Source organism: Actinophytocola sp. (genome assembly GCF_035634895.1).
In the GTDB taxonomy this organism is placed as follows: domain Bacteria; phylum Actinomycetota; class Actinomycetes; order Mycobacteriales; family Pseudonocardiaceae; genus Actinophytocola.
This window is the reverse complement of record NZ_DASQCC010000211.1, coordinates 26,275-47,935: the sequence shown is the minus strand read 5'-3', so window position 1 is coordinate 47,935 and position 21,661 is coordinate 26,275. Positions and strand designations below refer to the sequence as shown.

The window sequence follows — 21,661 nt, the reverse complement described above, 5'->3', positions numbered from 1 at the left end:
GACGCGCGATTCTTTCGGTGTCACCACGAAGCGACACCGAAGGCGAGGTACGGGCATGGTCGGTGGCCGTGGCTCCGCGTGGCACAACGGTTCCGGGATCCGGCGCAGCGAGATCGTGCTGCGCGCGGAGAGCTGGCTCGTCCCGCCGGTTCCCCATCACCGGAATCGCTTCCACCACAACGAGTACGGCATCTATCGCACGGACGCTCCCGGGTACGTGTCGATGGCATGGGCGGTGCTGGGGGTACCGCCCATCCGCCACGGCGGGCTCGACATCGCCGGGCTGGCCGCGGTGAGCGACCGGATCCCGGCGCCGGAGCTGCGGGCCGGGGACGCGCTGCTGCGGACGGAGTCCCCGGCCCACGTCGCCCTCTTCCACGAGTGGGTCGACGCCTCTCGCCTGTCGTGCTGGGCGTTCGAGCACGCGCGAGGAACCGGGACCGTGCACCGGACCATCGACTTTCCGCACGACGACGCCGCGCGGTCGTTCCTGCCGCGCCGGTACCGGCTCCTCACCGACTGACTCGACGGGACGAGACGCGCCAGGCCGGTGGATCGCCACCGACCTGGCGGCGCGGCGTCACGCCAGGTCGTCGAGCCGCGCCATCGTCGCCGGGTCGAGGTGAAGACCGTCCGCGGCGAGGTTGTCGTCGAGGTGGCCCCGGTCGGTGGTGCCCGGGATGACGAGCGTGTGCGCGTAGTGCGTGAGCTGCCAGGCCAGGCCGACGGTCGCGGGCGCGGTGCCGAGTGACTTCGCGATCTCGACGACGGTGGGATGCTCGGTCACCTTCGGGAAGCCGGGGAACGCGGACCCCAGCGAGAAGAACGGCACCCACGGGATGTCGTTCGCCCGGCACGCCTCGAGGACCGGGTCGCTCACCCGGTCGAGGACACTGTGCGAGTTCTGCACGCACACGATGCCGGCCGGCAGGGCCGCCGTCAGCTGCTCGGGACTCACGTTGCTCAGCCCGATCCCGCCGACCTTGCCCGCGTCACGCAGGGCGACCAGCTCCGCGAGCTGACTGTCCAGGTCCACCCGCTGGTCCCCCTCGGCCAGGAGGCCGGGCGGCGCGTCGGCGCGGCGCAGGTTGACCACGGCCACGTGGTCGGTCCCCAGGGTGGCGAGGTTGGCCTCCAGGCTCGCCCGCAGCTGCTCGGGCCGCTGTGCGAGGACCAGCTCATCGCCGACGTGCTCCGCGCCGACCTTGGTGGCCAGCACCAGGTCGTCCGGGTACGGGTGCAGTGCCGCGCGGATCACCGCGTTGCTCGTCTCGTAGAACTGCGCGGTGTCGAGGTGGTTGATCCCCCGCGCGACGACATGGCGCAGGAACGCGACGGCGTCCTGCTGGTCGAGGCGGGACAGGTGCATGGCGCCGTACCCGATCCGGTTGACCGGGCGGCCGGCGATGGTCGTGCTCATGTGCACGCTCCTATAGTGAGAACAAGCGGAGGTTCCTCCGCTATTACCGTAGCAGAAACGGAGGAGCCTCCGATTAAAGGTCGAGGCCCGGGCAGGACCGTGCGTGCCGACGCACAGCGCAACCGGGAGAACCTGCTGGCAGCCGCCCGCCGCGCGTTCACGGCCGGTGACGCCGCCGTGGCGCTGGAGGCGATCGCGAGGGACGCCGGCGTGGGCATCGGCACCCTGTACCGGCACTTCCCCACCCGGGAGGCCCTGGTCGAGGCCGTCTACCGGGCCGAGCGCGACAGGCTGTGCGACAGCGCCGACGAGCTGCTCGCCACCCACCGCCCGGACGACGCCCTGCGTGCGTGGATGGACCAGTTCGCCGACTACGTGGCCCTCAAACGCGACATGGCCGACACGCTGCGCAGGATCATCGCCTCGGGCGCCGTCACGCCGTCCGAGGCCCGCGAGCAACTGTCGGGCGCCGCGGCGACGCTGCTGGACGCCGGCGCCGCCGCCGGCACCATCCGCGCCGACGTCCGCCCGGAGGACGTGGTCGTCAGCCTGGTCGGCATCTTCCTCATCTGCGGCGACCCGGGACAACGCGACCAGGCGAACCGCCTGCTGGACCTGCTGATGGCGGGGCTACGCGCCCACTAGTGTCCCGCGCCCGGGAATGCGGTGATTAAGTCGGTGGATCCGGGTTTCTGCTGGCAAGGCGCCGGTTCGCCCTCGTACTGGGTCGTACCTGGGCGAACCGGCAACGCCGCCAGCAGGAAGCTGGGCCGCCGAACTAGTTGCCTGATTTCCGGCGCGGGACACTAGCGGCTCACAGGCCCAGGGCGCCCACGACCAACGCGGCGACCGCGTCACGGTGGCCGGGGGAGTCCTGCCACCGCAGTCCGCGACCCGCCTCGACGACCACGCCGAACCCGGCGTGCACCAGCACCCTGGCCTGGCGCGAGTCGAGCTCCGGGCGGGCCGACCGCAGTTGCTGCTCCCACACGGCGATGTGCTCACGTTGCGCGATGACCAGCGGGCGTTGCAGGTTGGCCGGCAGGCCGACGAGCTCGGCGTTCGCGACGCTGGTGAGTGCCGTGTGCTCGAAGCTGTAGGCCACGTAGGTCGCCGCCAGCGCGACCACGGCGTCATGGGGGTCGGCCACCCCGCGAAGGTTCTGTTCCACCGCCTGGGCCAGCAGCCCGCCGGCCTGCAGGCAGGCCGCCGCCAGGATGTCGGCCTTGCCGGGGAAGTAGCGGTAGAGCGCGGACGGGACCAGCCCCACGGCCTCGGCGATCCGGCCGTTCGTGACGGTGGCGAACCCGTCCCGTTCGAACAGCGGGACGGCCGCGGCGAGAATCTCCGCGCGCCGCGTGCGTGGCACGGGCTGAGTGGGCAGTTCGACGACGCGTGCGCTACCGGTGGCCGCCGTCGGGTCGGTCGCGGCCACGCGTACGGCCGACGCCAGCAGCAGCTCCTCGACGCGCCGCTGCGCGATCGAGGTGCGGTGCATCGTGATGGACCCGATCACCCCGAGGGCCGCCGCGGCCCGCAGGTGCTCCTCGGGCGGCGGGTGCTCGCGCCGCACCAACTCGGTCACCCGCCCGACGACGTGCGCGAACTTGGCCCTGAGCACCCGGCGGTCCTCGCCGTCGAGGTAGCGGGCCTCCCAGCGGTACACCCCGCCCGACGCCCGGTGGGCGACGGTGACACGGGTGACGGCGGCGAGCGTGTCCGCCAGGGACGCCTCAGGCGGCACCTCGTCGAGCGCGGCGACGAGCCGGTCCACCATCACGTTCGCGCACTCGGCGAACAACGCGTACTTGTTCGGGAAGTGCCGGTACAGGGCCGCCGCGGTGATGCCCACGCCGGCGGCGATCTCCTCCATGGACGCCGCGTGGTAGCCGTGCTCGCTGAACACGCGACCGGCCGCCTCGACGATGAGCTGCCTGCGGTTGCGCGGCCGGATGGCCGCGGTCGACCCGGCGGTCATCGCGGCCATCCGCGGAACGGGGCCATACGCGCAAGTCAACCATGTCTCCGCGACCCGGCCACACCGTGACTCCCGATTCACATGTTGCGTCACCGAAGGCGCGTGCGATGGCGCGGTCGCAGCGGACCGATTCAGGTCGCGACGCCCTTGCCCGTGGGTGACCCGCTTCGATATGTTAATGGAGATTCTCGTGTTGAAGCACGCGGGAACCGGGCTGGTTTGCTACCGCGAAACCCTGCAGAAGCGGCGCACATGCCTACCAAGGAAGCTAGGTAAGTAAATGAGCAATCTCAGCAGAAGGAACGTACTCTCACTGGGCGTCGCGCTGGGCCTGGTGAGCGTGGCCGGCGCTACCGCCGCCGCGGCCACGGCGGGCTCGACGGCCGTGCCCGCCGCGGGCACCGACCCGTGGTGGACCTGGGACGACGAGGTGGACCGGCTGATGGCGGGACTTCTCGACGCCGGCCAGGTCCCGGCGGTGAACACCGCGCTGCGGTCGTGGAAGAACAACGGCGACCCGTTGCCGAGCGGCCTGCCGGCCGACCTCACCGCCCACCTGCGGCAGGCCAACGCGCTGCCCTCCTGGGCCGACCGCGCCAAGCTGCGTCTCGCCGCCGACTTCAACCGGCGCAAGGACACCTACCTGTTCATGCTGTACGGGCTCGGCAGCGGCATCATGAGCACGGTCATCCCGCGCGAGGCCAGGTCGGTGTACTGGTCCGCGGGCGGGGCCGACATGCAGGACCGCGCGGCCAAGACCTTCACCTTCGGCTACGACCTGGGTGAGCTGAACGCCTTCGAGCCAACGGGCCAGTTCGTGGTCACGGCCAACAAGACGCGCCTGGTGCACGCGGCGGTGCGACAGCTGCTGCCGGGGTCGCGGCACTGGCAGTCGGTCGCGGACGAGGAGGTCCCGATCAGCAACGGCGACATCCTGGTCACGTTCCACAGCCTCGGCACCTTCGTGCACAGGAAGCTGATCGAGTGGCACGTCCCGATGACGGCCGCGGAGGAGGCCGCCTTCCTGCACTCGTGGCAGGTCGCCATGCATCTGCTGGGCGTGCGGGACGAGTTCATCCCCCAGACGTGGGCCGCCGCGGACGCGCAGTCGGCGCGGGTGCTGACCCCGATCCTCACGCCGTCGTTCGAGGGCAGGGAGCTGGCCGAGGACCTGCTCGGGCTGACCGCACAGATCGACCTGGGCGTCACCCGCGGCTTCCTCAACGAGTTCGTGCGCTACGTGCTCAGCGACGAGATCGGCGACTGGCTCCGGCTCCCGCGCGACTACGCGGCGGCGGCCCTGGTGCGCACGGGATGGCCCGCCTACATCGCGTTCCGGGAAGGGCTGCTGCCGATCATGCCCGTCGGGTTCTACATGTTCGACCAGTTCATCCGCGCGCTGGCGATGCTGTTCCTCAACAAGGGCACCTCACCGACGGCCACCCTCATCACCATCCCCACCGCGAACCGTCCCGGCGCCTGAGCCCGTGGTGATCCCGTGGTGATCCCCTTGGGAGACAAGGGGATCACCACCGCTACGAGTCCTCCGAGGCGCCCGTGGCCGCGACCATGCGGTCCAGGTGCAGCACCTGGACGGCGACCACGGCGAGCGCGCCGAGGACGACCGCCAGCAGCGGGGTCGCCGCGGCCACGGAGAAGTCCGACTGGCGGAAGCCCTCGGTGAGCCGGTACAAGGTCAGCGTCACCGTGTCGTGTTCCGGCGTGGTGGAGACCAGCAGTGGCCACAACAGGTCCTGCGCGTTGAGGAAAAGGGCCACCACGAACAGGAGTCCGGCCAGCGGCAGCGTCGGCACCACCACAGTGCCGAGGAACGAGGCGCCCGCGGGCGCCCCGCCGGCCACCTGCCGCCGCCACCGCTCCGACTGCCCGCGGCACAGCACGGCGATGATCACCAGCGACACGGTGCTGACCAGGATCCGCGGCGTCAGCGCGCCCGTCGTGTCGACGTCGCCGTTCTCCTGTACGGACCTGAAGAACTCGACCGACAGCGGCGCCAGGCCGACGAACAGCCAGGGCGCGAACGCCATCAGGAGCCACTCGCTGTGCCGGCCCAGCGGGCGCAGCCCGCTGATGCCGAGCGCGGCCAGGTACGCGGCGCCGACCGACACCAGCGCCCCGTTGAGTGCCGGGCCCCAGGTTCTGGCCTGTGTGCCCGGCCGGCCTTCCGGCGTCGTGCCGCCCAGCGCGTCCAGCCACGGCAGGGCGTTCAGCACGATGGCGGTCACCACCGCGGCCAGCACCAGCGCCGCGAGCACGATCGCGCCGGGGTGCACGGGCCGCGGGACGGCCGAGGGCGCCTGCCGCGACGGCAGGAGGCTGACGCGCAGCCGGGTCAGGACGACGATGAGCACCGCCACGATGCCCAGGACGGCCAGGATCGCCAGCACGATGGTCGCGGCCGCCGCGCCGACGCCGAGCCGCATCTGCTGGAAGGAGCTCGTGTACATCAGGCCCATCGGCGTGTTCGTGGCGTCCCTCGGCCCGAACCGCGTCGTCAGGAACGGGACCGTGAACTGCTGCAGCCCGATGGCGACCATGGCCAGCACCGCCACCGCCGCGGTGGCGAACAGCGCCGGCCACAGGGAACGCCGCCGCTCGCGTGCGCGGAAGACCGGCAGGAAGATCATCAGCCCGACGGCGAGCACCACACCGAAGGTCGTCATCGCCGTCACCGACCGGATCGTGCCGCCGACCAGGTCGATGTCGGTGAGGCTGGTGGGGTCGTCCCGGAGGTCGCGCTGCCACGCGATGGTCAGCGCCACCGGCGAGAACAGCACCACTGTCAGCGACAGCACGATCCGCGCGGCCCAGCGGGCCCACGTGCCGGCCCAGTCGAGCGCGGCGGCCACCAGCGGCGCCACGACGACGGCCACGATCATCGGCACCACCACGAGCGACAGCGCGAACCACAGTGATGTCCAGAACCCGGGCAGGGCGTCGTAGTTGTCGAGACCGACGTTCCTGGACTCGCTCCCGGGGAGGAAGGTCTCCGCGTGAAAGCTGGTGACGACCGTCCGTACGGTCGGGACCACGAGAGTGAGCACGGTCAGCACTACCGCGGGAACCAGCAGCAGCCAACCGGTCACCCTGGCGGCGGCCGTCCCGGTGGCCGGCGGCCGTGACTGTCGAGGCACGGGCTGTGGCTCCATGGCTGTGCGTCTCCCAACATCGTGGTTGGGGGTACGTTAGCTGTTCGCCTCCCCCCGAACACGGTGAAAACCACCGATCGTGGCGCGGAGACCATGCGATCCGGGTGCGGCCTGTTCTGTCCCGGCGTCAGGTGGTGCGGCCCGGGTCGAGGCGGGTGCGCAGTGCCCTGGTGACCTCGCCCGCCGCGACGAGCTGCGCCGGGGTCAGCGCGTCGACGAAGAGTTCGCGCACGGCGCGCAGATGCGGGACGGACGCGCGGCGGAACGCCTCCGCGCCGCTTGGTGCCAGGACGGCCTCGGCTCCTCGACCGTCCACACCGCACTCCTCGCGCTGGATGAGGCCGCGTCGTTCCATGCGGCCCAGGTGGTGGGACAGGCGGCTGCGTTCCCAGCCGATGTTCGCCGCCAGGTCGGACGAGCGCAGCCGCCGGCCGGGTGCCTCGCTGAGGGCCAGCAGTACCGCGTAGTCGCCCGCAGACAAACCCGACTCGCTCTGCAGCCGGGACGCGAGCTCGGTGCGGAGCGCCTCCGCCGCCTCGATGAACTCCCGCCAGATCCGCAGCTCCTCCGCGGTCAGCAGCGGGCGCCTGCGCCGCCGGCCGGGTGTGTCCACCGTCATCGGGCCTCCTGATTGACATGTCAACCATAACATAGATACTTGACATGTCAGCTACCTGGAGGCTGCGCGCGGAGGAGGTTGCCATGTCTGGTCTCGTGTTCGGCATCGACACGTTCGGCGACGTGCCGGAGGACGACGCGGGGGCGCCGCTGTCCCACGCCGCCGCGATCCGCCAGGTCGTCGACGAGGCGGTGCTGGCGGACGAGCTGGGCGTCGACGCCATCGCGCTCGGCGAGCACCACCGGCCGGAGTACTCGATCTCCAGCCCGGAGACCGTGCTCGCCGGGATCGCCGGCCGGACCTCGCGCATCAAGCTCGCGTCCGGCGTGACCGTGCTCAGCTCGGACGACCCGGTCCGGGTGTTCCAACGGTTCGCCACGGTGGACGCGCTGTCGAACGGCCGCGCCGAGGTGATCCTCGGGCGGGGCTCGTTCACCGAGTCGTTCCCGCTGTTCGGCTACGACCTGGCCGACTACGACACGCTGTTCGAGGAGAAGATCGAGCTGTTCGCGAGGCTGCTCGACGAGAAGCCCGTCACGTGGCAGGGCACCATGCGTGCCTCGCTCGAGAACGCCGACGTGTACCCGAAGACCGAGTCGGGCCGACTGTCCACCTGGGTCGGTGTCGGCGGTTCGCCGCAGTCGGTCGTCCGCACCGCGCGCTACGGCCTGCCACTCATGCTGGCGATCATCGGCGGGCCGGCCAAGCGCTTCGCGCCGTACCTCGACCTGTACCGGAAGGCCGCCGAGAAGTTCGGCACGGCCGCGTACCCGGTGGGCATGCACTCGCCGGGCTTCGTCGCCGACACCGACGAGGAGGCGAAGGAGGTGTTCTGGCCGCACTACCAGGTGATGCGCGACCGGATCGGTGCGCTGCGCGGCTGGCCGCCGATCACCCGCACCGAGTTCGCCGCGGAGATCGAGCGCGGGTCGCTGTACATCGGCTCGCCGGAGACCGTCGCCCGCAAGATCGCCGCCGCGGTCGGTGCCCTGGGCGTGGGCCGGTTCGACCTCATCTACACGGCGGGCGCACAGCCCGTCAGCGCGCGGATGCGTGCCGTGGAACTGTACGGCGGCAAGGTGATCCCCATGGTCCGCGACATCCTCGCGGACTGACCCACATGGTTGAGACCGTCGGGATCCTGGGCGCGGGCAGGCTGGGCACGGTGCTGGCGAGGCTCGCGCTGGGCGCCGGGTACCGGGTGCTCGTCGCCGGCTCGGGCGACCCCGGGAACATCGCCCTCACGGTGGAGGTGCTCACCCCTGGCGCGGTCGCCGTCACGGCCGCGGCGGCGGCCGCGCGTGCGGACGTCGTCATCCTGGCCCTGCCGTTGGGAAAGTACCGCACCGTGCCGGTGGACGCGTTGCGCGGCAAGCTGGTCGTCGACGCGATGAACTACTGGTGGGAGGTCGACGGCCACCGCGCCGACCTGACCGACCCACGCACGTCGACGAGCGAGACCGTGCGGTCGTTCCTGCCCGGCGCACGCGTGGTCAAGGCGTTCAACCACGTGGGATACCACGACATCGAGGACCAGGCCCGCCCCGCCGGCCACCCGGACCGCATCGCGGTGGCGATCGCCGGCGACGACCCCGGCGACGTCGCCACCGTGGCCGGCCTCGTCGACCGGCTGGGCTTCGACCCCGTCGACGCCGGTCCGCTCGCGGAAGGCATCCGCTTCGAACCAGGGACCGAGCTCTTCGGCGCCGACGTGCCCGCCGACGAGGTCCGCGCCAGGCTCGACCGCTTCCCGACCTCCGAGCGCGGACAACAGGTCGCACGGGCCCGAGCGGAGCCGGGTGCAGACGTCATCTCCGATCCGGCGCAGAGCCGGACTGCCAGACGCGCGACCGCGTGAGCTGGCGAAGCTTGGGCGGAGACGGTGACCGCGGCGGGACCCTGAGCCCTGGACCGGTCAGGGCTGCCTGCTCGGAACGTGCTGGCCGGTTGTCGTGAGGACTGCCCAGACGACCGTGCCGCCGGGCCAGCGGCGGCTGCATCCCCGGTCTTGGGCGGTTCGAGCGACGATGCGCAGCGCCCCACCTGGCTCATGTCGCTGGGAGCTTCTGTCTGGTCGCCCGGCCTGCCAATGGGTACTGTCGCTGGAGTGACCGAAGTGGGCGCTACGCCCGGCACCCCCGGATGAGCCCATGGAACCCTCCACGAAGAATCCCGGCGATCTTCGACGTTCGGCTGCCGAGCATGTCGCCTTGCGGCGAGTGGCGACACTGGTGGCGCGGGGGGCCGCTCGTGCTGAGGTCTTCGAGGCACTGGTGACCGAGGTGGGCCTGCTGATATCCGCGACCGACGCGGCCCTGGTGCGGTTGCACGACGACGAGACGGTGACCATGATCGGGCGCTGGAACGAGTCCGATGGCTACCAGGGCATCGGGGTTCGGCACCCGTTCGGCTCTGGCACCCTGGCCCGGCTGATCTGGGACGGTAAACGTCCGAGCCGGATCACGAGTTACAAGGGCTCATCGGGTTCGCTGGCCGAGATGATCCGCGGCTGGGGCTGGCGATCGTCAGTCGGTGCGCCGGTAATCGTCGATGGAACCGTGTGGGGTCTTACCGCCGTCGGTTCGGCGAACGACCAGGAGCTCCCGCCCGGGACGGAGGACCAGCTGGCGGCGTTCACCGAACTGCTGGCTATCGCGATCGCCAACGAGCAGAGCCGCGAGGGGCTTGAGCAGCTCGCCGCCGAGCAGGCCGCGCTGCGGCGGGTGGCCGAGCTCGCGGTGCACGACGCTCCGCCTGACGAGGTGCTCGAGGCGGTGGTCACCGAAGCTTCGCGTCTGGTCGGCGTCGCCTTCACCACGTTGTTGCGCTTTGAGCCTGACGGAGCGACCGAGGTGGTTGCGATCCACGATCCGCCGGACGGCGTGACAGTGGGGATGCGTGCCTCGGGCGACGGTGACGGCGCCACCCAGCGCGTCTGGCGGACCCGGCGGCCGGCCCGCACCGACCAGCTGACGGCCATGTCGGGCGCGTGGCCGCGGCTGGCCGCGAGCCAGGGATACTCGTCGAGCGCTGCGGCGCCGGTCCTGGCCGAGGACCGGCTGTGGGGCGCTCTGGTGGCAGCCGGGAGGGGGGCTTTGCCGCCTCGGATCGAAGAACAGCTTTCGCGTTTCGCCGAGCTGGCCGGCACGGCGATTGCCAGTTCCCAGGCGCGTGCCGACGTCCAGGCGCTGGCTGACGAGCAGGCGGCGCTGCTGCGCGTCGCCGAGCAGGTGGCCCGCGGCGGACCGCCCGACGCGATCTTCGCGGCGGTGGCCGCCGAGGCTCAGCAGCTTCTCGGCGGCCAGCCGATGACACTCGTCCGCTTCGAGGAGGACGCGGCGCTGGTGGTGGTAAGCCGCAGCGGCGGTCCTGCGCCGCCCGGGACGCGCATCGCCTACGCGTCCGGCACGTTGCCCGACCGCGTCCGGCGGACGGGGCGACCGGAGCGCGTGGACGACTTCGGCGTCGAACCCGACGCCTCCCTTGCTCGGGAGTTTGGCTTCTCCGCCGCGGTCGCCGCACCGATCGCGCTGGAGAGCCGCGTGTGGGGAATGCTCACCGCCACCTCGGCCGACGGGCCGCTGGCGCGCGGGGTCGAGGATCGTCTTCAGCAGTTCGCCAACCTGGCCGGCACCGCGGTGAGTAACGCGGCGAGCCGCGCGCAGCTGATCGCCTCGCGCGCCCGGGTCCTGTCGACGGCCGACGAGACGCGGCGGCGGCTGCAGCGTGACGTTCATGACGGTGCGCAGCAGCGTCTGGTCCAGACGGTCATCACCTTGAAGCTGGCCAGGCAGTCATTCGCCGATCGCGATGTGCAGGCCGGCATCGACCGTGTCGAGGAAGCACTCAAGCACGCTCAGCGCGCTACTGATGAACTGCGTGAGCTCGTCAGCGGGATTCTCCCGGCGGGGCTGACCCGCAAGGGCTTGCGCGGCGGAGTGGAGTCGTTGCTGGCTGACCTGCCGCTGCCGGTCGACGCCATTGTCGACATGCCCCGGCTGCCCGCGGAGATCGAGACCACCGCCTATTTTGTTGTCGCCGAGGCGCTGACCAACGTCGTCAAGCACGCCCGCGCCAGCCGCACCTGGGTTCGCGCCAGCCTCAGCGACGGCGCGGTGCGCATCGAGGTGGGTGACGACGGAGTCGGCGGAGCTCGGGCCGGAACGGGCTCTGGTCTGACCGGGCTCTTCGACCGGGTCGAGGCACGCGGCGGCGCGCTTCGCATCACCAGTCCAGCGGGAATGGGGACCACGGTGGAGGCTACGGTGCCGGTTGGCGAACCGCTCCCGTCCACGCCGGGAATGCCCCATTAGCTGTGCGCCATGATGATCGCTTCGCGAGCAAGACAGCGGCGCGGAGGGCCGCCGCCAGGCGGCCGATCCTCAGCGCGGGCCTACAAGCGTGGCCCGGCGTTCCGCACGTAGGCCAGTACGGCGAGGACCCGACGATGTTCGGTGCTTTCGGCGCCGATGTGGAGCTTGCGGAAGATGGCGGTCACGTGCTTTTCCACGGCCGCCTCGCTGACAGCAAGCGTCGCGGCGACGCCCGCATTCGACTTGCCCTCGGCCATCACGGCGAGCACGGCCCGCTCGCGGACCGTGAGCTGACGCAACGGGTCGTCCCGGCGATCGCGGCCCAGCATGCGGCGCACGACCGCGGCATCCAGGGCGGTCCCCCCGGACGCGACCCGCCGGATGGCGCTGACGAATGTCTCGACATCCCCGACCCGCTCCTTGAGCAGGTAGCCCACCCCTTCGGGCCGGTCCCCGATGAGGTCCAGGGCATAGGATTCCTCGTTGAACTGCGAGAGGACCAGAACCCCGAGCGCGGGCTGGCGGCGTCGCAGCTCCATGGCCGCGACCAGCCCGTCATCGCCTCGGTGGGGCGGCATCTGGACATCCACGATGACGACGTCCGGACTGTAGGCCACCACCTTGCGGAGCAGGTCTTCGGCGTCCCCGGCCTGGGCCAGGACCTCAAGCCCGGCCTCCGCCAGCAGGCGCACGATTCCCTCACGCATCAGGACGTCGTCCTCGCCGACGACCACGCGCACGGCGCGGTCCGTCTCACCCATCGAGCATCCGGCGGAACTGCGATCCGGCCATGTCCGTCTTCGGGACGAAGCCGACAGCGCCCGCCTGCCGGGCCTCGGAATCGGTGGCCGCGCTGGAATCGGATGAAATCAGCACCACACGGGGCTGCCACGACATCAGCCGCATGCGCGCGATCAACTGGAAACCGTCGCCGTCCGGTAGCCCGATGTCGATCAGCACGGTATCGGGACGGAGCTCGGTAACCCGCTCCACTGCCTCCGCGACGCTGCCGGCTTCCCCGACGACATCGTGGCCCCACGAGCGCAGGAGCCCGATCGCAAGCTCACGAAAGGACGAGTCATCGTCGACGACGAGAACCGACCGGGGCATGGCAACATCTTTCCAGCCCGGTTGGCCCGGCAGGGTAGGGCTAGCCGGAAATCTCGGCGGGTTGGCCAGGTCACGGCTAGCCCGACCAGCACGGTAGGGCTAGCCGTAGCCCACTCGCGGGCGAGCACGACCCTGCTGTCGGGCCAGGGGTCTTGGGCGTGGCCGCGCCCCGCTGACAGGCTGCCTGTGACAGCGAGCCTCCCGGGAGGGCGCCATGGGCACCATGACCGTCGGCCAGGAAAATTCCACTCCTATCGAGCTGTACTACGAGGACCACGGAAGCGGCGACCCGGTCGTCTTGCTGGCCGGCTGGCCGCTGGACAGCCGGTCCTGGGAACCGCAGGTTCACTCCCTCCTGGAAGTGGGGCACCGCGTAATTGCCTACGACCGCCGCGGGTTCGGCCGGTCGAGCCGGCCAACCGAGGGCTATGACTTCGACGCCCTGACCGATGATCTTCACCAGCTGCTGACCGAGCTCGACCTACGCGAGGTGACGCTGATCGGCTTCTCGCTGGGGACCGGCGAGCTGGCCCGCTACATCGGCACCCACGGCACGGGACGGCTGAAGAGCTGCGTCTTCATCGAGACCCTGGCGCCGTCGTTTGCCAAGTCCGACGAAAACCCCGAGGGCGTCGACCAGGCCGGGGTGGCCGGCGTACAGCAGGCGATCCTGGACGACCGGTTCGCCTGGCTGACCGGGCTGGTCGAGAACCTGCTCAACCTCGACGACTACCTCGGCGAACGGGTGAGCGAACAGACTGTTCGCGCCATCTGGAACGCCGGTGCCGATGCCTCACCGTGGGCGACCTGGGCGTGCCCGCCCGGCTGGCTGACGGACTTCAGCGACGACATCACCAAGATCGACATCCCGACGCTGATCCTGCACGGCACCGCCGACCGGATCCTGCCGATCAACGGTCAGGGCCGTCGCCTGCACGCCGCGCTGCCCGCGGCGCGGTACGCCGAGATCGACGGTGGCCCGCACGTCATGGGCGTCACCCATGCCGAAGAAGTCAACCGCGAGCTGCTCGCCTTCCTGCGCGACACCGCGCCGACGCCATGACCAGCCCCGACTCCCGCGATGACCTCGCCGGGACACTCAAGCGGATCGAACTGCAGCGCGCCGCGTCCTCGATCCCTGACCGCGAGATCGTCCAGGTGCTCACCGAGATCCCGGCCGGCGTGCAGTCCGGCTGGCACCAGCATCCCGGTGAAGAGGTCGGCTTCATCGTGGCCGGCACCGTGCGCATCGAGGTCCAGGCCCAGCCCACGCTCACCCTGCACGCCGGCGATGGCTTCCTCATCCCGCCCGGGACGCCGCACAACGCCACGGACCTCGGCCCCGAAACGGGCCGCATGCTTTCCACCTACATCGTCGAACCGGGAAAGCCGCTGGCCATGTTCACCAAGCCATGACGACGGACTACATCCACGCCGCACATCGCGGTAGCGACGGAAGGGTGAGACCTTACCGGGCCCGACGCAGTGATCGGCTCAGCCGATCACTGCCGACCCTGAACGCCCTCGTTCCCGACCGGGCGGGCGGACATCCTGGCCGAGAAGCGGCTGGCCTGATGAGGAGCAGTCGATGAGCAGAGCATGGAATGGTCGGGGCGACTCTGCCGCCCCGGGGCGGGGCGATGAGGCGACCGCGGCGCCAGCTGCTTCCGCGCAATTGCCCAGTGGACCGCAGGGGCACGGCCGCGGGTATTGGGCCACCCTGGCCGCGATCGGGGCAGTCGGGGGTGTGCTGTCAGGGCTGTTTGCGATTGGGGGCGGTATCTTGATGGTTCCCCTGCTGATGTGGCGTGCCCATCTCGGCCAGCGGCAGGCCGCGGCGATCTCGCTGGTGGCCGTCATCCCCGCCGCCGTTGTCAGTTCGGCCTCCTACCTGGCTCACGGCGACGTCAGCATCGCGGGCGCCGCACTACTGGCGCCGGGCGTGATCGCCGGGGCGGTCGCCGGCAGCCGCCTCCTGCGGCGCCTGCCGCTGGCCTGGCTGCGGTGGACGTTCATCGCCTTCATCGTCGCGAATGCGGTCCGCCTGCTGGCCGTCGCGCCCGAGCGCGGCCACCCGGTCCACCTGACAGCGGGCGTAGCGCTCGGCTATCTCGGCCTCGGCCTGTTGGTCGGGATCGCCTCCGGCCTGTTCGGCATCGGCGGCGGGATCATCGCCGTGCCGCTCCTGATCTCCGGCTTCGCCGTCAGCGACCTGACCGCGAAGGGCACGGCGCTTCTGGTCAGCATCCCGGCCAGCGTGGCCGGCACCGTGACCAGCCGGCGTGGCGGCCTGGTTGATGTCCGCGCCGGACTTGTCGCTGGTACCGCGGCCGCCGCCACCTCGGTACCAGCCGTGTACGCCGCGCTGGTGATCCCTCCCGCCCTGTCGGGAATCTTGTTCGCGGCGCTGCTGCTGGCCGTCGCCGTCCAACTAGTCGTCAAGGCGCTGTCCGTCCAGCGGATCCAGGCAGCGGCCACCGGGCGGTCGCCGAGTCACAGGTGAGCGCATCAGGCGACCCCGCCCTGTCCCTGCCTGGGCATCAAGAGACGTCCCTGCCCTGAACGGCCTGGTTCTGGGCAATCAGGAGAGAAGGAGAGAACGATGGGCACTGTCACCGCCACCGACGGTACGGAGATCTTCTACAAGGACTGGGGGGCCGGCCGGCCAGTCGTCTTCAGCCACGGCTGGCCCCTGACCGCCGACGCCTGGGATGATCAGCTGTTCCTGCTGGCCTCCAACGGCTACCGCGCCATCGCGCACGACCGCCGTGGCGGCGGCCGGTCCGGCCAGCCCTGGGACGGCAACAACCTGGACACCTACGCCGATGACCTGGCCGCGGTCATCGACGCCCTCGACCTGCACGACGCGGTCCTGGTTGGCCATTCCACCGGTGGCGGGGAGGTCGCCCGCTACATCGGCCGCCACGGCACCTCCCGGGTGGCCAAGGCGGTGCTGCTCAGCGCGATCCCGCCGCTGATGCTCAAGACAAGCGCCAACCCCGAGGGCCAGCCCCTGGAGGTTTTCGACGGCCTACGGGCCAGCCTGGCCGCCGACCGGTCCCAGTTCTACCAGGACCTCAGCGAGCCGTTCTACGGCGCCAACCGCGACGGCAGCACCGTCTCGCAGGGCCTGCGCGATTCGTTCTGGCTGCTGAGCATGACCGTGGGCGAGAAAGGCGCCTACGACTGCATCAAGGCCTTCTCCGAAACCGACACCACCGAGGACCTCAAGAAGTTCGATGTGCCAACCCTGATCATCCACGGCGACGACGACCAGATCGTCCCCATCGCCGCCGCGGCACTGAAATCAGCAAAGATCATCCCGAACGCGACCCTGAAGGTCTATCCCGGCGCCCCACACGGCCTGGCCCAGACCACCGCCTACAAGGACACCTTCAACAACGACCTGCTCGACTTCATCAAGTCCTGAGCCAAGTCACCGCGATCGCATCCTGCGGATCAGCGACAGCCCAATACTGTAACGGCAGTCAGGTGAGTGGGTAGCCGCCTCGTTTGTTGCGGCCGAGGCGGGCTTGGTGTCGTCGTCGGCGGCGGAAGGATGACCACGCCCAGACGTGCTCGGCGGCGTCGGTGACACGCAGGACGAGTTTGGTGATCAGGCGGCGGCTCTCCGGTAGCGTGAATCCGATCATGCCTGGTTCGCCGGCACCGATTCCCCTTTGTAAGGCACGGATCGGGACACGGCGAGCCAGGCGTGGGCCAGCATCGACAGGGTGATGTGGGCATACCACGCGCGCCAGGACCGGACCTGGCGGTGGTCGAGCCCGGCTTCGTTCTTGGCCTGCTGGAAGCATTCCTCGATCCTCCCGCGGGTCCCGGCGATCCAGGCCAAATCCAGCAGGGTCGAGCGGCGGGGTCCCGTAGCAGACGTAGTAGGCGACCTCGCTCGGAGCCGAGAGCGAGTGGCGGGCGAGCAGCCAGTGCCCGCGCCAGCATCGCCATCGCCTGCCGCGGCTTCGTCTCGACTCGGTCCCGTCCGGGATACCGGCCCGCCGGCATCGCTCCCGATCGGCGATCCACGGCTCGGGCAGATACAACGACCGGTCGATCAACGCAGGCCCACGAGGCGAGGCACAGGCCAGGAATGTGCCGATCTGGCAGTTCTCGATCCGGCCAGCGGTCCCGGAGTACCGCCGCTGCACCCCCGCCGACCGGATGCCTTTCTTCAGGACCCGGTGTCGTCCACGATCGGCACGCCACCGGGCTCGCCGAGACGCACGACCACATAGTCGCGCACATCATCGCGGACCCATCGATGTCCCAGTCCGCCCGGCGCAGCAACCGTTGCAGCCCATCCGGCGACTTCACCGGCTTGCTCGGTCAGTGTCCAGCCGTCTCCCGCTCCAACCCCGGCGACCAGCCCGGACATTTGCTCCCGCGCCCTCGCCCGCGGCTCCGACCGCGTGAACCGGCCTGCGGTCCGCTCATGCACCCGGTCCAGCTGCTCCAACCACCACATCGACCACCACCACGATGATCTACCACAGACCACCCGAGTGCCGTTGCGCTACTAGTACTTTCGGACGGGCGCCCGGCCGGATTCCGTCCGCACGGCCGATGGCCCGTGGCTCGTGACCCGGTGAACATGGGTGCTCACCGAACCCTGCCGTGGAGGGGAGCGCCGTGCGCCGCCGTTTGTGGACCGTCGTGACGTCGATCGTGGCCCTGGTGGTCACCGGGGTGCCGCCCGCGGGCGCCGCGGACGATGATCCGTTCCAGCAGTACGAGCAGCAGGAGCTGAGCTGGGGGCCGTGTCCCTTCACGCCGGCGGAGGGGGCTCGGCCGGCGGAGTGTGCGCTGGTCACCGTGCCGCGTGACTGGGCCGCGCCCGGTGCGGGCGTGGATCTCACCGTCGCCGTCAGCCGGGTGGTGGCGACGACGGACGACCGGCTCGGCGTGGTCCTCCTGAACCCGGGTGGGCCCGGTGGGCAGGGCACCTCGCTGGCCGGCGCGATCGCCGGACTGCAGCCGGCCCTGAACGAGCGTTACGACCTCATCGGCATGGACCCCCGCGGGACCGGGCAGGAAGGCGGTACCGCACCGTTCACCTGTGCCGTGCCGGTGGACCGGCTGTCGCAGCGGACCGACCTCGACGCGCGGGACCGGTCGGCGGACAGCATCGCCGAGCACCGGAAGGCGCCCCGGGCCGTCGCGGAGGCGTGCCAGAGCGACGCGCTCACCCCGTACATCACGACGTGGCAGACCGCGCACGACATGGAGCTGATCCGGCGCCTGCTGGGGGAGTCGGCGCTGAACTACCTCGGGTACTCCTACGGCACCTGGCTCGGCGCCAAGTACGCGTCGCTGTTCCCCGCGGGCGCCGGCAAGATGGTGCTGGACTCCAGCGTGAACTGGCAGGGCCGGCTCCAGGCGGACTTCGAGGCGTGGCCGCCCATCAACCAGCGGATGTTCGACGACGTGTTCCTGCCCTGGCTCGCCAGGCAGTTCCCGGCGGACGTCGGCGCGACCCCCGCCGAGGCCAAGCGGACCTGGGAGCAGGTGCGGGCGTTGTTCGCGGAGGAGAAGATCCTCCCACCCGACACCTACGACGGTGTGTTCACCGGCATGGGCAGCGGCATCAGGTGGGTTCTTGGCGCGTTGATCGTCCTGCTCGGCGCGGGGGAGCTGCACGGCACACAGCCGGCGATCCCGGCGTCGCTGCGCCCGGTGTTCGAGGACCGGTCGCTGGCGACGTTCGGCGTGCCCCTGTCCCGGCTGACCACGCGGACCGCCGCGGCGGCACTGCGTGAGGACTACACCTACGTGTCGGGCACCCGGTACGCGGTCGCGTGCGGTGACCAGCCGACGCGCTCCGCGGCGTGGTACAAGGGTCTCAGCGATCGCCAGGGGCCGGCGTATCCGTTGTTCGGTTGGGCCTACGGGCTTTCCGAGCCGTGCGGATACTGGTCGGACCCGCCGCGGCAGGCGCTGCCGACGCTGCCGTCCGAGGTGGCCGGTCGGGTTCTGGTGGTACAGGGCGAGTTCGACCCGCAGACGGGCTACGAGCAGGCGAAGGGAGCGGTCCGCGCCGCGCCCGGCGTGCACCTGGTCTCGGTGGCTGACTCGCCGTTCCACGGTCAGTACGCGCTGCAGGGGAACCCGTGTGTCGACGGGATGGTGAACGTGTTCCTGCTGCGGAACTCCAGGCCCGGCAACACTGTCTGTCCCGGCGTGCCGCTACCGGGGGAGGACGCGGTGTACCCCGTGCCCGGTCCGGTGCCGGCCGGGTCCGCGGCGGCCGCCGCGCTGGCGGTGCCGGCCGAGTCGTCGCTGCGTGCCGGGCTTCAGGACCGCATAGCGACGGTGAACGGACGCTGAGCCGACTGTGGGGGCCGCGGTTCGCGGCCCCCACAGTCCTGTGTGGAGTCAGGCTGGTTCGGTTCCCGGCGTCATCGACGTGACGGTCAGCTGGCTCTCCGGGACTTTCCCGGCGCAGCCGCGTCCGTTGGCGGGCACGAACACCGAGTCGTACTCGTGCGGTGGGTAGACCCGCAGCCCACGGGTCTCGGTCGGCTCGCAGCTGGCTTCGTCGAAGGCATCGATGTCCCGGAACCCGATGGTGACGTTGGCGCTCTCGCCAGGATCGAGCGTGACCGCCGGCTTCTTCGCGCCGTTCCGCTCGGCGGCCTGGCCGACCTGGTGGCCGTCGTCGCCCGTCACGTACGACACGCCAGGGAAACCCTGGATCGTGCAGGTGCGCTTGCCCTTGTTGGTGAAGATGAGAGCGCGGTAGTAGGTCCCCGCGGTGCCTTCGCCGTCGCTGAGACGGAGGCCGAGGTCGGCGACCTTGCACTCCGTGCCCCCGGGCGAGGCGTCTCGCGCGGCCGCCGACGTGGGGGATGCCGACCCCGGCAACGGCTGCGCGAGGGTCGTCGGCGACGGGCTCGTCGTGGCGACGTCCGGCTCCGCCGGGTCGGTCCCGCCCTGACATCCGGCGAGCAGCAGCGTGGCCGCCGCTCCACCGGCGATGAGAACGCCTTTGCTGATGACGCTTCGCAACATGGTGATCGCCTCCGTCTGGCCCCGACTCCTCTGGACGCTTTCACCCTGAACAGACGCATCACGGCCGTTTGGGTTGCTCCGCAACGAAATCCAGCCCGTGCTCGCGTGCCGTCACCCGGCGTCGAGCTGGTGGTTGGCCCGGACGTGGCTTCTGGCAGCGGTTGTCGCCCCGGCAGCGGGCGGCGTTCGTCGCGGCCCGGGCGAGTACGTGGTCGACGGTGGTCCGCGTGGTCGTGTCTCCCGCTACCTCAGCGTCTCGTGGTGGCCGGCGATCGCGGCGAGCCGGAGTTTGGTCTCGTCCTCGCTGCCCGGCGCGGCGGTCATGATCACGATCTTGAGGTCGTCGTCGGAAAGCACGTCACAGTCCACTGTGACCGGTCCGACCGAGGGGTGCTCGATCGTCTTGTGGTCCTCGCGGTGGGCGGCCACGGTGCCGGTCGCCCACAGTTCGGCGAAGCGCTGGTTCGTCCTCAGCACCCGGATCAGCTCGGCCAGGCGGGTGTCGTGCGGGAAGCGGCCGGTCGCGCGGCGCAGGTCGGACACGACGGCCGCGTCGGTGGCGCCGGTGTCGTCCTCGGTCACCGGCCACCGCGCGAGACTGGGCGGCGTGTCGTCGACGGGGAACCGGTCGCGGGCGAAGTTGCGCAGCCGAGGTGGCTGGGCGCCGGGATCGCCCAGCAGCGCGGCCCAACCGCGGTTCCACCAGACCAGCTGCCAGTCCGCCGCGAACACGGCGACGGCAGCATCACCCAGACGGGTGAGCACGCGGTGCACGCCGGGCGGGATGTGGTCGGAGATCGAGTCGTCCGCCGGTGCGGCGAGACCGGCCAGCCGGTACAGGTGATCCCGTTCCGCTGTGGACAGTTGCAGGGCACGGGCGAGCGAGGCGACGACCGGCGCCGACGGCGTCGTGGCCCGGCCCTGTTCGAGGCGGACCAGGTAGTCGACCGACACACCGGCGAGGTCGGCGAGCTCCTCGCGGCGCAGCCCGACCGCGCGGCGGGACCTGCCGACCGGCAGCGCGGCGGCCGACGGCGGCAGCCGGTCCCGCCAGGTGCGGATCATCGCACCGAGACCGGCGTCGGATGTCATGAACCCATCCTGTCGCATCATCCGGCGGCGAGGGTGGTACTGGCGTTCCTACCGTCGAACCGTCCCTGGCCGGTGCCGCGTGGCGGACGAACACTGGGCTCATGACGATCACCTTCATCACCGGAGCGAACAAGGGGCTGGGCCGCGAGACCGCGCGCCGGCTCGTCGAACTGGGCCACACCGTGCTGGTCGGCGCCCGCGACGCCGAGCGGGGCGCGGAGGCCGCCGCCGCGCTGGGCGCCCGGTTCGTCCCGGTCGACGTGACCGACGACGCGTCCGTCACGGCCGCGGCCGCGAACGTGGCCGCACACGAGGGCTCGGTCGACGTGCTGATCAACAACGCCGGCATCCACGGCCCGGTCGGTGACCCCGGCTCCCTGACGGGTGCCGAGGCGCTGGCCGTGTTCGACGTGAACCTGGCCGGCGTGGTCCGCACGACGAACGCGTTCCTGCCGCTGCTGCGGCGGTCGGCGGACCCGCTCATCATCAACGTGAGCAGCGGCATGGGCTCGCTCGCGTACACCCACGACCCGTCACGTCCGGAGTCGAAGGTCGTCGCGCCGCTGTACACCGCGTCGAAGGCGGCACTGACGATGCTGACGACGCAGTACGCGAAGGCCTTCACCGACATTCGGGTCAACGCCGCCGACCCGGGCTACACCGCGACCGACCTGAACGGGCACAGCGGCCCGCAGACGGTCACGGAAGGGACGGACGCGATCGTCCGCCTCGCCACCGAGAAGCCCGGCGCCGGCTCCGGCCGCCTCGTCGAGCGCGCCGGCGAGGTCGCCTGGTCCTAGCCGCGCCTGGTCACGGCCTCGGGCCCAGAATCCGGGCCCGCCTTGCCCACCGACCTGACCCAGCGTCCGGATATTCGTTCTGGTGCTCGGTGGTGTGCCACGCCATGATGGTTGGAAACTGACCATTTGAGGCGAG

The 21,661-nt window shown here is 70.9% G+C and carries 21 protein-coding genes and 1 pseudogene; 12 read left to right on the top strand and 10 right to left on the bottom strand.

Translation table 11 applies throughout. From position 1 onward, the window contains the following. Positions 1-55: 55 nt before the first annotated feature. Positions 56-523: a hypothetical protein gene (locus VET29_RS32275; protein ID WP_324927756.1), complete on the top strand. Its 468-nt coding sequence runs from the start codon at positions 56-58 to the stop codon at positions 521-523. 57 nt (positions 524-580) lie between these two features. Here VET29_RS32275 and VET29_RS32270 read toward each other — a convergent pair whose 3' ends face one another. Further along, complete coding sequence (locus VET29_RS32270) at positions 581-1,420, bottom strand: aldo/keto reductase (RefSeq protein WP_324927755.1); 840 nt, start codon at positions 1,418-1,420, stop codon at positions 581-583. 99 nt (positions 1,421-1,519) lie between these two features. On the opposite strand from VET29_RS32270, the gene VET29_RS32265 reads away from it, so the two are divergent. Continuing rightward, positions 1,520-2,065 carry a helix-turn-helix domain-containing protein gene (locus VET29_RS32265; protein WP_324927753.1) on the top strand — a complete coding sequence of 182 codons (546 nt, stop codon included), beginning with the start codon at positions 1,520-1,522 and terminating at the stop codon, positions 2,063-2,065. Between the two features lie 169 nt (positions 2,066-2,234). Here the strand turns inward: VET29_RS32265 and VET29_RS32260 are convergent, their stop codons facing one another. Continuing rightward, positions 2,235-3,398: a TetR/AcrR family transcriptional regulator gene (locus VET29_RS32260; RefSeq protein WP_324927751.1), complete on the bottom strand. Its 1,164-nt coding sequence runs from the start codon at positions 3,396-3,398 to the stop codon at positions 2,235-2,237. 280 nt (positions 3,399-3,678) lie between these two features. Between VET29_RS32260 and VET29_RS32255 the strand changes: the two genes are divergently transcribed. Then, the gene (locus VET29_RS32255; protein ID WP_324927749.1) at positions 3,679-4,881 is read left to right on the top strand and encodes an oxygenase MpaB family protein; all 1,203 of its coding nucleotides are present in this window, start codon (positions 3,679-3,681) and stop codon (positions 4,879-4,881) included. 52 nt (positions 4,882-4,933) lie between these two features. Here VET29_RS32255 and VET29_RS32250 read toward each other — a convergent pair whose 3' ends face one another. Beyond that, positions 4,934-6,553: a hypothetical protein gene (locus tag VET29_RS32250; RefSeq protein WP_324927747.1), complete on the bottom strand. Its 1,620-nt coding sequence runs from the start codon at positions 6,551-6,553 to the stop codon at positions 4,934-4,936. 142 nt (positions 6,554-6,695) lie between these two features. Beyond that, positions 6,696-7,187 (bottom strand): MarR family winged helix-turn-helix transcriptional regulator, encoded by a 492-nt coding sequence (locus VET29_RS32245; protein WP_324927744.1) that lies wholly within the window; start codon positions 7,185-7,187, stop codon positions 6,696-6,698. 83 nt (positions 7,188-7,270) lie between these two features. Here VET29_RS32245 and VET29_RS32240 point away from each other — a divergent pair, with 83 nt between their 5' ends. The 3 genes from VET29_RS32240 (at position 7,271) to VET29_RS32230 (ending at position 11,500) form a co-directional block, all read left to right on the top strand. Further along, positions 7,271-8,302, top strand: a complete 1,032-nt coding sequence (locus VET29_RS32240; protein ID WP_324927742.1) for an LLM class flavin-dependent oxidoreductase — start codon at positions 7,271-7,273, stop codon at positions 8,300-8,302. Positions 8,303-8,307: 5 nt separating this feature from the next. Further along, a complete protein-coding gene (locus VET29_RS32235; protein WP_324927740.1) occupies positions 8,308-9,045 on the top strand; it encodes an NADPH-dependent F420 reductase in 738 nt (245 codons plus the stop codon). A gap of 292 nt (positions 9,046-9,337) precedes the next feature. Then, complete coding sequence (locus tag VET29_RS32230; protein ID WP_324927738.1) at positions 9,338-11,500, top strand: GAF domain-containing sensor histidine kinase; 2,163 nt, start codon at positions 9,338-9,340, stop codon at positions 11,498-11,500. Between the two features lie 80 nt (positions 11,501-11,580). Here VET29_RS32230 and VET29_RS32225 read toward each other — a convergent pair whose 3' ends face one another. Beyond that, on the bottom strand, positions 11,581-12,261 hold the full coding sequence (locus VET29_RS32225) for a response regulator transcription factor (protein WP_324927736.1): 681 nt from the start codon (positions 12,259-12,261) through the stop codon (positions 11,581-11,583). Beyond that, complete coding sequence (locus tag VET29_RS32220; RefSeq protein WP_324927734.1) at positions 12,254-12,610, bottom strand: response regulator transcription factor; 357 nt, start codon at positions 12,608-12,610, stop codon at positions 12,254-12,256. The genes VET29_RS32225 and VET29_RS32220 overlap by 8 nt, the downstream gene beginning before the upstream one ends. Positions 12,611-12,824: 214 nt before the next feature. Here VET29_RS32220 and VET29_RS32215 point away from each other — a divergent pair, with 214 nt between their 5' ends. The 4 genes from VET29_RS32215 to VET29_RS32200 all read left to right on the top strand — a co-directional run bounded on the left by VET29_RS32215 (position 12,825) and on the right by VET29_RS32200 (position 16,040). Beyond that, positions 12,825-13,673, top strand: a complete 849-nt coding sequence (locus VET29_RS32215) for an alpha/beta hydrolase (RefSeq protein ID WP_324927732.1) — start codon at positions 12,825-12,827, stop codon at positions 13,671-13,673. Next, positions 13,670-14,026 carry a cupin domain-containing protein gene (locus tag VET29_RS32210; protein ID WP_324927730.1) on the top strand — a complete coding sequence of 119 codons (357 nt, stop codon included), beginning with the start codon at positions 13,670-13,672 and terminating at the stop codon, positions 14,024-14,026. Before VET29_RS32215 ends, VET29_RS32210 begins: the two co-directional genes overlap by 4 nt. Before the next feature lie 172 nt (positions 14,027-14,198). Then, positions 14,199-15,113: a sulfite exporter TauE/SafE family protein gene (locus tag VET29_RS32205; RefSeq protein ID WP_324927728.1), complete on the top strand. Its 915-nt coding sequence runs from the start codon at positions 14,199-14,201 to the stop codon at positions 15,111-15,113. A 99-nt stretch (positions 15,114-15,212) separates the two neighbouring features. Further along, positions 15,213-16,040: an alpha/beta hydrolase gene (locus tag VET29_RS32200; protein WP_324927726.1), complete on the top strand. Its 828-nt coding sequence runs from the start codon at positions 15,213-15,215 to the stop codon at positions 16,038-16,040. Between the two features lie 58 nt (positions 16,041-16,098). Here VET29_RS32200 and VET29_RS32195 read toward each other — a convergent pair whose 3' ends face one another. Further along, the gene (locus VET29_RS32195) at positions 16,099-16,263 is read right to left on the bottom strand and encodes a hypothetical protein (protein WP_324927724.1); all 165 of its coding nucleotides are present in this window, start codon (positions 16,261-16,263) and stop codon (positions 16,099-16,101) included. Further along, positions 16,260-17,100: pseudogene (locus VET29_RS32190) on the bottom strand (IS701 family transposase). The gene VET29_RS32195 and the pseudogene VET29_RS32190 overlap by 4 nt, the downstream one beginning before the upstream one ends. A 154-nt stretch (positions 17,101-17,254) precedes the next feature. Here VET29_RS32190 and VET29_RS32185 point away from each other — a divergent pair. Beyond that, positions 17,255-18,949, top strand: coding sequence for an alpha/beta fold hydrolase (locus tag VET29_RS32185; protein ID WP_324927722.1), 1,695 nt, complete (start codon positions 17,255-17,257; stop codon positions 18,947-18,949). A gap of 48 nt (positions 18,950-18,997) precedes the next feature. Here VET29_RS32185 and VET29_RS32180 read toward each other — a convergent pair whose 3' ends face one another. Together VET29_RS32180 and VET29_RS32175 are read right to left on the bottom strand one after the other, a co-directional pair. After that, the gene (locus VET29_RS32180; protein ID WP_324927719.1) at positions 18,998-19,633 is read right to left on the bottom strand and encodes a DUF4232 domain-containing protein; all 636 of its coding nucleotides are present in this window, start codon (positions 19,631-19,633) and stop codon (positions 18,998-19,000) included. 243 nt (positions 19,634-19,876) lie between these two features. Continuing rightward, positions 19,877-20,725 (bottom strand): helix-turn-helix transcriptional regulator, encoded by an 849-nt coding sequence (locus VET29_RS32175; RefSeq protein ID WP_324927717.1) that lies wholly within the window; start codon positions 20,723-20,725, stop codon positions 19,877-19,879. Between the two features lie 101 nt (positions 20,726-20,826). Here VET29_RS32175 and VET29_RS32170 point away from each other — a divergent pair, with 101 nt between their 5' ends. Then, positions 20,827-21,525, top strand: coding sequence for an SDR family NAD(P)-dependent oxidoreductase (locus VET29_RS32170; protein ID WP_324927715.1), 699 nt, complete (start codon positions 20,827-20,829; stop codon positions 21,523-21,525). The last annotated feature ends 136 nt before the right edge of the window (positions 21,526-21,661 follow it).